Origin of the sequence: Aestuariivivens insulae, assembly GCF_022662195.1 — a bacterium.
GTDB classification, from domain to species: domain Bacteria; phylum Bacteroidota; class Bacteroidia; order Flavobacteriales; family Flavobacteriaceae; genus Aestuariivivens; species Aestuariivivens insulae.
In genome coordinates, this window is the sequence record NZ_JAKMCS010000005.1 from 15,396 (window position 1) to 32,307 (window position 16,912).

At 35.2% G+C, this 16,912-nt stretch carries 8 protein-coding genes; 6 read left to right on the forward strand and 2 right to left on the reverse strand.

All coding sequences use genetic code 11. The annotated features are described in order from the left end of the window. Nucleotides 1-16 precede the first annotated feature (16 nt). The 5 genes from MR062_RS07555 (at nt 17) to nagB (ending at nt 8,106) form a co-directional block, all read left to right on the forward strand. Nucleotides 17-505: a hypothetical protein gene (locus MR062_RS07555; protein WP_242203526.1), complete on the forward strand. Its 489-nt coding sequence runs from the start codon at nt 17-19 to the stop codon at nt 503-505. A gap of 72 nt (nt 506-577) precedes the next feature. Beyond that, complete coding sequence (locus tag MR062_RS07560) at nt 578-1,366, forward strand: T9SS type A sorting domain-containing protein (RefSeq protein WP_242203527.1); 789 nt, start codon at nt 578-580, stop codon at nt 1,364-1,366. Nucleotides 1,367-1,424: 58 nt separating this feature from the next. Next, on the forward strand, nt 1,425-3,395 hold the full coding sequence (locus MR062_RS07565; RefSeq protein WP_242203528.1) for a sulfatase family protein: 1,971 nt from the start codon (nt 1,425-1,427) through the stop codon (nt 3,393-3,395). A gap of 22 nt (nt 3,396-3,417) precedes the next feature. Then, nucleotides 3,418-5,952 (forward strand): DUF4962 domain-containing protein, encoded by a 2,535-nt coding sequence (locus tag MR062_RS07570; protein WP_242203529.1) that lies wholly within the window; start codon nt 3,418-3,420, stop codon nt 5,950-5,952. Nucleotides 5,953-6,177: 225 nt separating this feature from the next. Beyond that, complete coding sequence (nagB, locus tag MR062_RS07575) at nt 6,178-8,106, forward strand: glucosamine-6-phosphate deaminase (RefSeq protein WP_242203531.1); 1,929 nt, start codon at nt 6,178-6,180, stop codon at nt 8,104-8,106. A gap of 301 nt (nt 8,107-8,407) precedes the next feature. Here nagB and MR062_RS07580 read toward each other — a convergent pair whose 3' ends face one another. Then, nucleotides 8,408-9,655 carry a glycoside hydrolase family 88 protein gene (locus MR062_RS07580; RefSeq protein WP_242203532.1) on the reverse strand — a complete coding sequence of 416 codons (1,248 nt, stop codon included), beginning with the start codon at nt 9,653-9,655 and terminating at the stop codon, nt 8,408-8,410. 377 nt (nt 9,656-10,032) lie between these two features. Between MR062_RS07580 and hepB the strand changes: the two genes are divergently transcribed. After that, entirely contained in the window at nt 10,033-12,339 is a 2,307-nt protein-coding gene (gene hepB / locus MR062_RS07585; protein ID WP_242203533.1) for a heparin/heparin-sulfate lyase HepB, read from the forward strand. 370 nt (nt 12,340-12,709) lie between these two features. Here the strand turns inward: hepB and MR062_RS07590 are convergent, their stop codons facing one another. Beyond that, on the reverse strand, nt 12,710-16,873 hold the full coding sequence (locus MR062_RS07590; RefSeq protein ID WP_242203535.1) for a hybrid sensor histidine kinase/response regulator transcription factor: 4,164 nt from the start codon (nt 16,871-16,873) through the stop codon (nt 12,710-12,712). Nucleotides 16,874-16,912: the final 39 nt, after the last annotated feature.

Below are 16,912 nucleotides of genomic sequence, written 5' to 3' on the forward strand. Positions count from 1 at the left end.
TATAAAAAATTTAACCATGAAAAAAATCATATTCATTTTAATTTTGACAATAGTGGGAGGAGCAACACAATTAGTAGCACAATCCTATACATTCGACAATAAAAAAGACCTTAAGCCATGGCGGCATGCCTCTTGTGTTACACCTCGAATAACAGATGGTTCTTTGATGTTAACTATGGATGGTACAGATATAAATCCTAATATTAGAATATCTAGAATCAATGCAGATGAGGCTAAATATGTTCATATTACATTAAAGAACAATACCAATGCAGTAAACGAGCTGCGTTTCAACTTCACAGATCCTAGCGACGACACTAAAAATATAAAGATAAATGTGCCCATCACAAATGGTGACGATTCCTTTAAAACCTATACCATTCATGCCGGTAGTAAAGCAGAATGGAAGGGTGAAGTAACACCAAATTTTCGTTTTACAGATCGGGAAACTAAAATTACCGGAACTATAGAAATTCATGAGATTGTATTTGATGCCAATCCATAAAAAAATAAGAAAGACGCCCAGATTTTCAATAAGAAACCTGCTAATTAATTGTATAATTTAAAAATAACTCTCATGAAAAAAATTACTTTAATTTTAACTTTATGTTTAATAGCCTCGTTTTTTGCAAATGCTCAAACGTTTGATATGGATTATGTTGATAAAACTGATTTTGATACCGAATGGGACTGGGGAGGTGGAGTTACGCCTAGTTTTAGTGGAGGAATTCTAACCATGACTGCAGATGGTTCTAAGACAACTCCCAATATACGATATATTGGTCCAGAAACTTCTCCTGGATCTGGAGTATATTCTGGTTTTGATACCAGTGGTGTAGATAAAATGGATATTACGTTTAAAAACAATAGTAATGCCAAGGAATTTCGTTTTTATTTCCCTAAAGCTTCAGGTGGTAATTCGTATCATAACATTAAAGATTTACAGACCAATGAAACAGAATTTAAGACCTATACGATCGATTTAAGTGGAGATCCAGAATGGACGGGTGTAAAAGATGTTTTAAACTTTCGTTTTCAAGACCGTACGGTTGATCCATTTCCAAATATCACAGGAACTATGGAGATCGACCAAATTGTATTTTATAGCACGTTAAGTGTGAAAAATAATTTAGAGCAGTTTAGTTTTAATTTTTACCCCAACCCAGTAGATACAGATTTAAAGTTGTCTTCAGCTCGCCCCATAAAGCATATAGCAATATATAACATATTAGGTGCCCAAGTACTAGATAAAAGCTTAAGTTTAAATAAGGAAAGTATAGATATCTCAGGATTACGTTCAGGTATCTATCTTATGAAAGTGCAAATTGAAGATGCTATAGGAACTTACAAGATAGTAAAGAAATAATATTAAATTAATTTCATTTATAAAATTAAACAGGACAATGATGGGTAAATATAGTTTAATGACTCTTTTCATTGTTATGGGATGTTTTTTAGGAGCAAAACCTTTGCCACCCAACCAAGCCAGACCTAATATTTTATGTTTAGTAATAGAGGATACAAGCCCTCACCAGTTTGGGTGCTACGGGAATACCGATATAAAAACGCCCACTATCGATGCTATGGCAGATATGGGCATTAAGTATACCAATGCCCGTTCTAATGCGCCCCATTGTTCTCCTGCACGTTCTACACTTATAACGGGATGCTATGCTACCACTTTTGGTATGGATATCCACCGTCAAGACTATATAACGCCCGATTCTATTTTTTATCCCCAAGCATTGAGAAAGGCAGGGTATTTCTGTACAAATAACGATAAAACAGATTATAATACTCTAGTGAACAATAATGCCATGTGGGATGAGTCTGGAAAGAATGCGAGTTATAATAGTCTTAAACGAAAATCAGATCAGCCTTTTTTCGCCGTATTTAATACGACGGCGACCCATATGGGATTAGTAAGAACCATAACAACCGAAGGTAGACCTGATTTTAAGAATTATGGCATCGATATTAACACCATATTTTTACCGCCACACGTTCCCGATTTACCAGAGGTAAGATCAGACGAAGCTTACCAATTAAAGGCGTCACAAGAAACAGATGCATGGGTTAAGGCACATCTTGAAGACCTAAAATCTAAAGGTTTTGATGAGAACACCATTGTCTTCTTTTTTAGCGATCATGGGGGGTGTTTGCCAAGAGGAAAAGGATATCCGTTTGAGAGTGGTTTACGAGTTCCTTTAGTGGTTTATGTTCCTCCCAAATGGCAGGAAGCGTTTCAATTGGAGAAAGGTATAGTAGAAACCAAAAATGTAAGCTTTGTTGATTTTGCTCCAACTTTTCTAAGTATAGCTGGAATCAAACCTCCAGAATATATGCAAGGAAAAGCTTTTTTGGGATCCTATGAAGAGACGCCTAACCCTATCGAGTTTGGGTTTAGAACCAATCAGGAAAATTATCATTATGACCCGTGTCGTACAGCTTCAGACGGCCATTTTAAATACATACGAAATTATATTCCCCACAAACCTTTTAATTTAAGAAACCTTTATCAGTGGGGAATGCCGGCCAATATAGCTATAGATGAAATGGTTCTGTCTGGATCATGTAAAAATGAAGATTGGTTAAGGCCGTATCAGCCCAAGGAATCTGAAATGCTCTTTGATCTTGTTAATGATCCTTGGGAACTTCATAATTTGGCAAATGACCCCAATTATGCCAACAAGTTGCAATTTTTTAGATCGGAAGTGTCCAGTCATATCAGAACATCCAATGATTTGGGGTTTTTTCCAAGAGAAATGCGGTTAACGAAGGAGCATGGACTCTATCAATGGGTAAAGGATACCAATTTTCCATTGGAAGACTTGTACAGTGTTGCTGAGTTGGTTGGTCATGCTTCAATTGAAGATATTCCACAATTTTTAAAATTATTAAAAAGCCCTTATCCAGAAATTCGATATTGGGCCACAATGGGGCTCTGCGAATTAGGGGGTCAAAAGAAACTCACATATCTTCCAACGGAATTAAAAGAAGCGATGAATGATGAGGTACTTGAAGTGGCCTCCATGGCTGCCGAGGCTGCTTGCTTTGCTGGAGCATTTGATTTGGGCGTCAACAAATTAATCAATTTATTTGAACAAAATTTTGCCCCGGCTTATTCTTCATTAGAAACGCTTACTTGGTATCCTGATCAAAAAAAGATGTTGGGCAAATACCTTTCGGTTTTCCAAAAGTTAAACTTAAAATATTCAAGAGAAGATGAAGATCGTATGGGACTGGGTATAAAAGTGAGATCCATATTGGTGAATTTAGGAGCTTTAAGCATCAATGAACTTTATTTAAATGAAGAAAAGGAAGAAGGTATTATAAAAAATAGAGATGGTAGAAAATTTTTATATCCCAAAAAAATTAATGCAAGAATTAGGTAGGTGTTGATATTTAAAAAATTATATGAAAAAGTATCTGATAGTATTGGTGTGTTTGTTAATACAAACGAATAGTTTTTGTCAAGATATAAATGCCGTATCAGCAAATAGGTCAGAAAGTATGGGATTGATCTCTATAGATTCTTTGCCAGAAGCGCTCTATGAAGAATGGAGGATATCTGAATATCCAAAAAGCAAATCTTCCGTATTAACAAATCCGTCACCCTTGTTATGGGCATCCGAAAAGTACTGGAAAAAAAAGGATGTAAAGTATAAGGTTTATCTTAGTATGGATGAAAAATTCACTAAGGATGAAACTATAACCAGTGAAGCGCTACGCACCTGTTTTTTTAATCCACATTACAAACTAAAAGCGGGCAAATGGTTTTGGAAGTATGACATTATTGAAGAGCGGAGTATAACAAGCAAAGGTGTTTTTTCATTTATAGTCGATCCTGAGACTAAAGTTTTTGAAACCCCTACGTTTGATGAGCTTCTATCCAAAGTCCCAAAAAACCACCCAAGAGTCATGAATCAGGGTAAAAATTTGGGCACGTTAAGGGTAAAGGCCAAAGCTCATCCTTTGTACAAAAAAATAATTGAAATAGGGTATAAAACATTACATAGGGACATATACAGGGGAGCTGTTGCCGATTCTAATCCAGCTAAGGATAGAGCACTTTCCAAAATAGCAGGAAAAGAAATAAAATATTACCAAAGTTTGCTGGAAGCCTATGTGCTGTCGGGTGACCAAGCAATTTTGGATAATTTAATTCAAAGAACTGAAGTATTTTTAGGATGGCCTACAGATGATTTATTGGGATCTAAAGTTTTAACATCGCTTGCTGTTGGGTATGATGTCTTGTTTTCTGAATTATCGGAAACGATGAAACAAAAGCTGTTAAAGGTAATCCAAAAACAATTAATACATGGGTTAAAATCATGGCCTGGACTTATTGAAGGTCGTCAAGTTGAAAATCATTTTTGGCAAATGGAACTCGCAGGTAATTTTGCCGCTGCTTTAGCTACGGTTGGAGACTTAAAGGAAAGTGAGGAAATGCTTAAATATACTTATGAGCTTTATGTGGCCCGTTTTCCTAATTTGGCAACCCAAGATGGAGGATGGGCAGAAGGTCTTGGATATTTTAGGGTTAATAAAACAGCTATTGTTGATATGCCTTTACTGCTTAAAAAAGTGTGTGGTGTAGACATGTTCAAGATGGACTGGTTTAAGAATTTAGCGGACTATTTTACCTATTTTGCGCCAATTGATGAAGCCATTTCTGGATTTGGGGATATGCATGATCGCGTGAAAAATGGTAATATAGGCCATGACATGATGATGGTTATAGGACATGAAAATAATGACGAAAGGACATTATATAGATTAGCATCGTTATTGAAGGCCGAAAAGCCAAAAAATGCAGATAGTAGTTGGTTAGCGAGTGAATTGAGTGAAATGGAACCATGGTATCAGATTATCAATGACATTTATTTTGAGCCAGATAAGATTGCCCAACCAAAAGATTATTCTCAAGATAAGTTATTTAAAGGCGTTGGTCTAGTAGCATTTCATAATGATATTTTAAATAGAAAAAACAATGCGGCCGTATATTTTAGATCTTCACCATTTGGTGCAAAAGGCCATATGCATGCCAATCAAAATTGTTTTAACATTACCAGAAAGGGTGAACCTATTTTCTATTCAACGGGTTATTATACAACGTTTGCCGATCCACATTCCCTAACGTCCTATAGACATACAAGAGCCCATAATGGTATTTTGGTTAACGATATGGGGCAGGCTTTTGGACATGAAGGCTATGGGTGGATAAAACGTTATATAAATGGGGAAAGGATTTCCTATGTGTGTGGCGATGCAACCCAAGCATATCGTCCTATAGTTGATAAACAATTTATTAAACTTAATAAAGACAATGGTATAGAACTTACTCCCGAATTTGGATTTGGTGATGCAAAATTAAAATCTTTTGAAAGGCACCTTATTTTCATTAGACCGAATACAGTTGTTGTTTATGATGTTTTAGAGTCTAAAGAAGCCATGGATTGGACATTCCTTTTACATACCTTGGAAAAACCTGAATTTGATATAAATGGGTATTTAAAATTAAAAACAGGGAAAAGTAATGTTGAAGCTCTTGTAGTTGGAGGGACAGATTTGAAGAAGTCAATTACAGATAAGTTTTATTCGCCAGCTATTGATATCAAGAAAAAATACAATGGTTTACCAAATCAATTTCATGTTTCTTACAAAACAAATAAAAAATCAAAGAAAATGCGGTATTTGGCGATTGTACAGATGGGAGATAAAAACAGTGAAATATCTAAAGTGTCAATAGAAAATGATTCTGTTTTTAAGTTTAGTAATATTGTTTTAAAAGCAGAGTTGGACATTAATAAAGCACCTTTTTTATCTGTGTTAAGTGATCAAGACAGCTTCTATATAAATAAAGAAAACGAGAATACATCTGTTTTGATAGAGGAAAATAGTAATGGCAGGAAAGAATTACGCTCTACCAATATGCTACCTGAATTTTAGATGTAACATTTAACTTCATTTTCTGTAACATAGTTACTTTGATTGTGTTGGGGCTCAATTTAATTTCGTTTTAAGTTTACAATTAGTCGATATGGTTCTTTTGGCACCTTAGGTCGTGTAAAGAAATATCGATGTTTAAACGCTATGATTTGTTATGGATTAAGATGGATTGGCTATAGTTGGAAAAAGTAAACAGTTGTCATACTAAAAAGATAATTATTAAATATGTTAAAAAGTAAAGAAGACAAATCCACGGGGTTTGAGAAAAGATTTGAGAATATAGGTACCGTTATCTTTAAAGATTCATCGGTAGCCTCTAAAGCTGTTGCAAGGGAGATAGCAGATCTAATAATCGAGAAACAACGTAGCAACCAATTATGTGTTTTAGGATTAGCTACAGGGTCGACACCTAAAGGTTTGTATGGAGAATTGGTGCGTTTGCATAAAGAGGAAGGTTTAAGTTTTAAAAATGTAGTGTCTTTCAACTTAGATGAGTACTATCCTATGGAACCGGACTCTGTAAACAGTTACGTGCGTTTCATGCATGAACTGTTGTTCAATCAGGTTGATATCTTACCAGAAAACGTACATATTCCAGATGGAACTTTGCCTAAAGAGGATATCTCAGCTTATTGTAATGGGTATGAAGCGCAAATAGAAGCTTTAGGAGGGATAGATTTGCAAATATTGGGTATAGGTGGTAATGGCCATATAGGATTTAACGAATCGGGGTCACTTCAAAATTCCAAAACCCGCTTGGTAGCTCTGGATCATATTACAAGGGTTGCTGCCAGTGGCGATTTTTCGGGTTTAAGTAATACGCCAAGAACCGCTATTACATTGGGGGTTAAAAAGATTATGGAAGCCAAACGCGTTATCCTAATGGCTTGGGGAGATGGCAAATCTCATATTATTAAAGCTTCAGTAGAAGGTCCAGTAACAAATCAGGTGCCAGCTTCTTTCTTGCAGGAACACAGCAATGCAACGTTTGTTATAGACAAAGAAGCTTCGTCGAAATTAACACGTATTAAAACGCCTTGGTTAGTGGAAGAAGTGACCTGGACCGATAAGTTGATCAGGAAAGCGGTTTTAGGCTTGGCTTTTCATTTAAAGAAGCCTATTTTAATGCTAACGGATGCCGATTATATTGAGAATGGCATGAGTGACCTGTTAGCAGATTCTGGGCCTGCTTATGATATCAATATTAGAATTTTTAACCATGTACAACATACAATAACGGGGTGGCCAGGAGGTAAGCCTAATGCCGACGATACTTACCGTCCGGAACGGGCCCAACCCGCCAAAAAGCGTGTGTTAATCTTTAGCCCACACCCTGATGATGATATTATTGGTATGGGAGGTACTTTTAAACGACTTTGTGAACAAGGGCATGAGGTGCATGTAGCCTACCAAACATCTGGGAATATTGCTGTAGCAGATGAAGAAGCCTTACGCTTTGCCAGTTTTGTTTGTGATTATAATGAGAAATTCGGAATAGATAATTCGGGGGCAAACTCAATTTATGGTAAAGCCTTGACTTTTTTAAGTGAGAAGAAGAACAGTGAAATAGATATACCGGAAGTTAGATATATTAAAGGATTAATTAGAAAAGGAGAAGCAAGAGCAGCCAGTCATTTTGTGGGTTTAAAAGATGAGAATATTCATTTCATGGAACTGCCCTTTTATGAAACAGGGACCATTAAAAAAAGACCTATAGGAGAAACTGATATTAAATTAACGCAGGACTTGATAGATACAATTAAACCACATCAAATTTATGTGTCAGGAGACTTGTCAGATCCACATGGTACACATAAAGCATGTTTGGATGCCATTTTAGAGGCTGTTAAAAACTTGAAGTCCAGACCCTTTATGAAGGATTGTTGGATGTGGTTATATAGAGGTGTTTTGCAGGAATGGAATGCAGATGAAATAGAAATGGCAGTGCCTATGAGTCCCGATCAGGTTTTGGAAAAGCGCCATGGCATATTTAAACATCAATCTCAAAAAGACAGTGTTGTATTTCAGGGAAATGATAGTAGGGAATTTTGGGAACGCGCTGAAGACAGAAATAAAGAAACAGCGAAACTGTACCATCAACTAGGATTGGCACACTATGCCGCTATGGAAGCTTTTGTGAAATGGGAGTTTTGATAATTTTTCCAGTTTTATAAAGAGCATGGATCATCTTTTCATGTACACTCTATGAGCGCTTATGAACCTTATAATTACTGCGCTGGGGAATGATGGTCATAGCAATTAAAGATCAATATTGAGGGTGTCTAAAAAGCGAAGAATTTTGTCATTCAGAGCAAAGCGAGCCTGCCTGTCGGCAGACAGGGAATCTTATTCTGTTAGCAATCTGTAGTTTAAGATTTTAAGAGATTCTTCATTTCATTCAGAATGACACTTTTTAGATACCCTCGATTATTTTAATTTATTGGAACCAAATTAATTAGTTACTTGCTATTTTTTTTAAATCGATATTAGTAATGTTAGCATATCTAATTAAAGCTTCTAAATAATAATAATCAGCATAATTTATAGGCGTATCAATTTCTGAGTAATTGGGTAAGTTACCTACACTATGTTTTAATATGAAAAAGCCATTTTGGTAGGGCTTGGCCAGATATAGATCGTCTGAAAGATTTTTTAAAATTTTCTCTGCATGGTTAAAATAAGTTCTGTTGGAATCTTCAAAAGTACTAAGTTCTAAGAGTGCACTGGCCATGATCGTAGCGGCAGAAACATCTCTGTATCCATGAGGGATAAACGGATCGTTAAAGTCCCAATAGGGAATTTTATCTGTAGGTAGGTTAGGAGAATTTATGATATAAGCCGCAATTTTTTTGGCTTGTTCCAAATAGACTTTGTTTTTTGTTTCTCGGTACATCATAGTAAATCCATAGAGCCCCCAGGCTTGTCCTCTTGACCAAGCAGAATCATCGGCATATCCTTGAGCTGTCATTTTTCTCATGATATTACCAGTTTGTGGATCATAATCAATCACATGAAATGAACTGTTATCTGCTCTGAAGTGGTTTTCCAAAGTTGTGTTTGCATGAGTAATGGCTATTTGTGCATATTTTTCATCGTCAAACTTTTTTGAGGCCCACAGGAGTAATTCCAAATTCATCATATTGTCAATAATTACAGGAAAGCTATATCTTTCAAAATCCCAGGATTTAATACAACCTACGGTTTCTGAAAAGCGGGAAGATAGGGACTCAGAAGCATTTAATAATACAGTTTTATATTTTGTATTGTTAGTTAAACGGAAACCATTCCCATAGGAGCAGAATATTAAAAAACCAAGGTCATGTGTGTTTTTGTTAAATTGTAAGGGGTTTAAAGCCGATGTGAATCTTTCTGCTTGCTCCTTGAAAAATTTGTCTTGGGTAATTTCATAGGCATACCAAAGTGATCCGGGAAAGAAGCCTGCGGTCCAATCGCCTAGATTGGCCATTCTCATCTCACCATCTGGCCAAATGGATCTTGGATAATGACCCGGGGTATATTGGGTGGAAGCTTTTTGAAGCTGAATTTTAGCAACAACAACACCTTTTTTTAGCCAATTTAATTCTGTGTTTATAGCTATGCTGTTATATTGCTTTAAACTAGAAGGGCTTAAATCTTTTTGTGAATATGCACTGGAGCTGAAAAATAAAAGGATAAGTGATAATAGAAAAAATTTGATATACATGAAAACTGTCTTTGGAATAACTCTTTTAACTAAATTTAAAAAAACTTAAGGCCACGCCTTTAGGTTAAATGTTTCTGAAGAAGTGGTCATTTGTTTCATGTGTAATATTTTTTTTTTTGAGTATATAGTTCAGGCTTATTGATTTAAAAAGGAAATGTTTTGCAGGAGTGATGGTAGTTGTTTCTTGAGAGAATTGTATAGGAATGTTTTAAAGTGCTTTTCAGTAGGTATTCTTATAAATGATGCCGACAAGGCACTACTAAAACATATATCTCTATTTTGGTAACATTTAGCAATGCTTTTAGAAACAAGTTAGCTTAGTTAACCATTAATTTAAAAGTATTTTTATACTGTTTAATTCCTAAATAAATTATTATATGTCTTTAAGAAAGAGTCTAGTCGTTTTTATTTTAATTTTTGTGACCTTTTGTGTAAAGGGGCAAGAAGGTTCCGAATTGGAATGGAAAACAATAGATGGGGTTTCTATACCTATTCCACCAAAAGAACATCCAAGACTGTATCTAAGAGCACAACATATTCCTGATTTAAAGGAGAGAATGTCCGATCCGGATTTGGTTCCTGTATGGAATGAACTTGTAAAAATGGGAAATGAATCAAAAGAGGATGATGGCTCCAAAAAGGATTGGCGGTATTACTTTGATCAAAAAGGCGAGACGGTTCGAGCCGAATTAGATGCCCTAAGATATTTAGTTTCCAAGGATTCAAAAAAGGGTAGAAGTGCTATTGATGTCATTCTTAAGGAAATGCAAAAAAGCGAATGGCCTTTAGAAGTTAATGATGTTTCTAGGGCTATAGGTAGAATGATGGTTTCTGGGGCTATAGTCTATGATTGGTGTTATAAGTTATTGTCGGAACAAGAAAAAGAAGCTTTTATATCGGAGTTTCTTCGAATGGCCAAAATGTTGGAGTGTGGTTACCCGCCACGGGATAAACAATTTGTTGTTGGGCATCCCTCCGAATGGATGATCATGAGGGACTTATTGTCTACTTCCGTAGCAATTTATGATGAACATCCTGAAATGTATGAGATTATAGGCAAACTTTTATATAAAGAGTTTAAACCCGCGCGTGATTGGTTCTATAAAGGCCATGCGTATCACCAAGGTACAAGTTATTATAATGTTAGGCATACCAACGAGCTTTTTGCCCAATGGATCATGAATAGGATGGGAGCAGGTAACTTGTTCAGCCCTTCGCAACAGTTTGTGCCGTATAATTTATTTTATGTTCGCAGACCAGATGGACAGTTTGTGCCTAATGGAGATGTGAATTATTATGACAGTTATAGACCCTTGGGCATAGTAGCCCTCTTGTCGGGAAGTTATTATAAAGATGAGTATGTAAATAATGAGTTTTTGAAAAAACCGAGAATAAATTCCCATAATAAAATTTTCGAATTTTTATGGCGAGATACCGGTTTAGGAAAAAAAGAACATTTCGATTTGCCTTTAACTAGATATTTTGATGCCCCTTTTGGCTGGATGGTGGCCAGAACCGGTTGGGACGAGAATTCTGTTATTGCCGAGATGAAAATTAATGAGTATCATTTTGGTAACCATCAACATTTGGATGCAGGAGCCTTTCAAATATATTACAAAGGGCCATTGGCGATAGATTCAGGCATATATAATGGACTATCAGATGGTATTCGAGGTTATAACAATTCACATAACAAAAGTTATTTTAAAAGAACCATAGCGCATAATAGCCTATTGGTTTATGATCCAGATGAGGTCTTCCGGACCAGTGATTATGGTGGTGCCAATAGAACCGATTTTGCGAGAAATGATGGGGGACAGAAAATGCTAGGAAAAGCTTGGACTACTCCCGATCATTTATCTGAAATATTAGAAGGTTATAAAACCGGCGAAATTATAGCTCACGGCTTTGGGCCAAATAAGCATGTGCCTGAGTTTTCCTATTTAAAAGGAGATATTACAGAAGCCTATAGTGATAAAGTCGAAGAAGCTAAACGATCTTTTGTGTTCTTAAACTTAAAGAACGATTCCATACCAGCCGCATTTATTGTTTTCGATAAATTGGTAAGTTCTAATGAAAATTTCAAAAAAGCTTGGCTTTTACATAGTATTGAAGAACCTAAAGTTGTAGGTAATGAGTTTACTATATCAAGGACATTACATGGAGGGCAAGGCCAATTGGTATGCAATACATTATTGCCTACAAAGGAAGCAGTTGAGATAGAAGCCGTAGGTGGAACAGGTAAAGAATTCTGGGTTTTTGGAGAGAATATAGAAACAGAACCTGTTACAAAAGATGTTAGAGGTGAGCGTGGTGCATGGCGAGTGGAAGTTGTTCCTAATCATCCTGAAAAGGAAACATACTTTCTAAATGTGATGCAAATTATGGATAATGGTTACAAAGGCAGGTTAAGTGTTAATAAAATAGAAGCGAAAAATGTTGTAGGAGTACAACTGGAAGATCAGGTAATATTATTCAACAGTAAATCCAAAAGCATGGATGAACAATTTTCTTTTTCAATTGAGGAGAAAGGAACTTATAAAATCCTGATAACGGATATGTATCCTGGAACGTGGCAAATTAAAAAAGATAATGAAGTGTTCATGCCAGCAATGAAAGTTAATGCAGACGATGGTGTATTGTATTTTGAAGGAACTGAAGGGAAATATGAATTTTATAGATAGCAAAGTTTGTAGACTAAGTTTAGTCTTTTACTTGAGGGCTTCGCTTTTAATGATTAAGAATTGAATTAGTTGTACAGTCCATAGGAAAAGGAATGGCCTGTTTGATATATACTGATTAATAGCGCTTAGGCAGGGTTTTTAATCCTGCCTATTTTTTTGAGATTAAAAGAAACTGGAGTTATTTGTGATGTATAGTTTGGTTAAAACTTTATCTGTTTAGCTCAGTTTGGAATGGCTGCTTTTAGTAAGGATTAGATTTTAAGAAAAAAAACTAAAGCTCATCGATTACAATGAGCTTAGTAGTTTTTTCAAATGTCAGATTAGTAATAACTGTCGGGTTAAGTGTTGACTATTATATGTAACATTATATTTAAAGATTAATATTTTTTGTTTTTTCTCGTGTGGTAAAAAGGTTTGCCGAAACACCATATTTCTTTTTAAAACATTTTCTAAAATAGCCTACATCTTGAAACCCTACTTTGTAGCATACTTCATTAATGTTTAGATTGTCTTGTTCCAACAACTCAGCGGCTACTGCCAGTCGAAAATCCCTTATAAAAACTACAGGGGTTTTTCCAGTTATTGCTTTTACTTTTCTGTAAAGGTGTACTCGGCTTATTCCAAGATCTTTTCCAGCTTTATTGACATTAAGTTTGGGGTTTTCAATGTTGTCTCGAATATAATCGGAAAGCTTTTGTAAAAAGGCATCATCAGAAGAGCTTCTGTCTATTTCCGATTCATTAAGAAGGACTTCTTTTCTAGAATGTTCTAGCATTTGTTCTTTGGAACGAACCAAGTTTTTAATTTTGGTTCTCAACATATCCATGTCAAAGGGTTTAGATATAAAGTCATCGGCCCCTACATCATAACCATCCATTTGTATGGATGAAGAACTTCTGGCTGTGAGTAAAATAATAGGGATGTGATTGGTCTTTGGATTGGATTTTAGTGCTTTACATAACTCTATACCAGACATTTTTGGCATCATAATGTCCGAAATTATTACGGACGGATAATTTTTAGAATTTATTAAACCTAAAGCAGCTTTTCCGTCTGGAGCAGTTATAATGTTATAGTCTGAACAAAGCGCTTGTTCTAGAAAAACCCTTAAATCGTGATTATCTTCAGCAATAAGTAAACTATGCGGGTGTATTGTTTTTTTGTCTTTAATGGATGGAGGAATGGTCTTGCTTTGTAACTTAAGGGTTTCAATGGCAGATATTTTATCTTCGTCTAAATAAACATCAGTTAAAGGTAGGCCTATAGTGAATTCCGTATAATGATTGGGCTCACTAATCACTTTAATATAGCCTTTATGAAGTTCCATGAGTCCCTTTGCTAAGGCCAAACCTATGCCGGTTCCAGGTTGTGAATTTACTTCAGCATTGTTTTCTTGGTAAAACCTATCGAATATCTTATCTAAATTCTTTTTTTGTATGCCAGGCCCTGTATTTTTAACAGTTATTTCAACATAGTCACCATTTTCTGTATCCGTCAGCTCGTTTTGGTTTTTTAAAGTTATGGCATACACATCAACACTTATTTTGCCTTCTTCTGGTGTGTATTTAAAAGCATTGGATAATATATTGTACAATACTTTTTCTATTTTAGCTCTGTCAAATAAAACTTTTTTATTTGGAAATCTGCTTGTGAAAGTATATCTGATATTTTGTGTTTTGGCAAACTCCTTAAAGGAGTATGCAATTTCTTTTATAAAGGGAACGAATGGTTCATCTAAAAGTTTGAGCGGGATTTTTTCACTTTCCATTTTTCTAAAATCCATCAGCTGATCAATCAATCGTAGCATAAGAGCGACATTCTTTTTAATAAGTAATAATTGTTTATGAATTGAAGAATTGCCATTGTTTTTAATAAGTTCTTGGAGAGGCCCATGTATCAGGGATAGAGGCGTTCTAAAATCGTGCGATATATTTGTAAAAAAACTTAACTTCAATTTGGTAAGTTTCTCAATTTGCTTTTTCTCCAGTTTTTCTAATTTAAGACTATTTTCAAGGTTTAGTTTTATTAAAAGCGATTTTCTAATGATTAAAAAAAGTGCTAACGCAAATAATGCGTAGAGTAGATAAGCCCATGTAGTTCTCCAAAAGGGAGGATGTTTTACAACGGCTAATGAGATGATATCGTCACTCCAAATACCATTTTCATTGGCTACTTTAGCCTTGAATGTATAACTGCCCGCATCTAGGTTTGTATAAGTAGCTGATCTCTTGTTTCCTACATAATTCCATTTGTCCTCAAAGCCTTCCAACATATACGCGTATTGATTTGAGCCCGATAAAGGATAGTTAAAGGCCGTATATTCGATAGTGAAAACATTGTCTTTGTGTGAAAACTCTATAGTCTTAGTCTGGTCTAGAGCGGTTTCTAAAAGACCACTTTCATCCCCAGGAGATATGGTTTCATTAAACAGTTTAAGGTTTTTTAAAACAATTCTTGGTTTAATAGATGTTTTAATAATTTCTTTAGGATCAAAGGCAACCAAACCATTGAATCCTCCCATATAAATGGTTCCTTTTGAATCTTTGTAGATTGAATTTTCATTGAACTCTTCTATTGGGAGTCCTTTAGTTGAAGTATAATTTTTGAATGTTCGTTGTTCGTAATCAAATTTGGATATACCGCTGGGTGTAGAAATCCATAATTTATGCTCGTTATCTTCTTCAAGACCATATACAATATCATTAACTAAACCATCATTTGTTGTGAATTTATGGAACACCTCTTTTTCTGGGTCCATTAAATTTAGCCCCCCGCCATAAGTGCCTATCCACAATTGTCCAGAGAAGGCCTCTTTAATAAAATTAATTTCATTATGTGTGATACTTAAAGAATCGGCTGGATTGTATTTGTAATTTTTAGTAGAACTGCTAGTATATTTTATGAGCCCCTCAGATTTCGTTCCTATCCATAGGGTATTTTTATTATCTGCATAAAGCGTCTTTACTGTAGGCTCTTCCATTGTTAAATTAGTAGATAAATCTACTTTAATAAGTTTTCCGGTTTCCAGACTATATTGGTTTAGTCCGCCATCAGTGCCAATCCATATGTTTCCAGAGCTATCCTCTAGTAAACTGATTACAGTATTATCCCATAATCCTTCTTGCGGATGCAATTCCTCTTTGTAGCTTTTTAGAGTGCCTCTTTTTAAATCCAATACATATAGGCCGTCCAGATAGGTGCCAATCCATAATCGTTTTTTAGAATCATATAGAAGGGATTTAATGGTGTATATATTTAGCGGTTTACCAGAAAAGGATTTTATAGGAGAAAAGTTATGATTGGACCTGTTAAAGTGATACAAGCCTCCTCCTTCTGTGCCTACATATAAATTTCCTAAATCATCTTCGGTTATAGCTCCCACAATGTTATACCCAAGACTATTTTTATCCAGTAAATTATGGTAGTAATATGAAAACTGTAAAGAGTTTCGATTCACAAAATTTACGCCTCCAAAATAAGTGCCTATCCATAAAAAATCGTTTTGATCAAAAAAAAGCGAACGTACGGAATTATGGCTTATACTATTGGAAGCGCCATCGGTATGCTTGTAAACCTGAAATTTATTTTTTGATGTGTCGAGATAATTTAGGCCCTGATAAGTAGCAATCCATAAATTTCCAATATCATCAAAAACCAAAGCACGAATAAAATTATTGGATAAGGTATTGTTCGAATTCTTTTTGTGATATATGTGATTAAATGATTTATCTGCCTGTAAGATGTTAATACCCTTGGCAGTGCCAATCCAAATGCTACCATTTTTGGCTTCTGAGATCGCTGTAACAAAATTATCGCTAATAGTTTTTGAATTATCTGAATCATGGACAAATTTTTCGAAACCATTGGTGTTGAGGTCATATTTATTTAAACCACCAGTTCTCGTTCCGGCCCAAATGTTCCCTCTGCTATCTTGAAAAAGGCAATAGATATGGTTGTCACTAATGGAATTTGGGTCATCGGGGTTATGATAATACCTAATAAATTCATTGGATCCTTTCTTTTTAAGATTGAGACCATTTTCTGTTCCTATCCAAAGATCACCATTCTTAGCACATAACACAGAAAGGATTTTATTTTCTGAAAGTGATGTTTTTGAATGTTTTGCATGCCTATAAGCCTTGAATGTTTCAGTGGATCTATCAAACGCATTAAGACCATTTTCAGTGCCTATCCATAGTATGCCATTTGAATCTTCTTCGATAGCTCTAATGTAATTATTGCTAATGCTTGTACTATCCAATATATTATGCCTAAATACTTCAAAAGTATATCCGTCATATCTGTTAAGTCCGTCTCGGGTTCCAAACCACATAAAACCTTTACTGTCCTTTAAAATAGCCATGACCCCATTTTGTGATAACCCATTTTTAATGGACAGGTAATTAAAAGACAGATTGTTTGTTTCCGATTGTGAAAAAGCGGATGTACTGATATGAAATACTATGGTATATATCAAAATACATTGTATCGTAATTCTAAATAAAACATGTGATTTTGAAGCGTGCTTTTTCATAATAAGTATACTCAATATTAGAAATATGTATTTGATGTT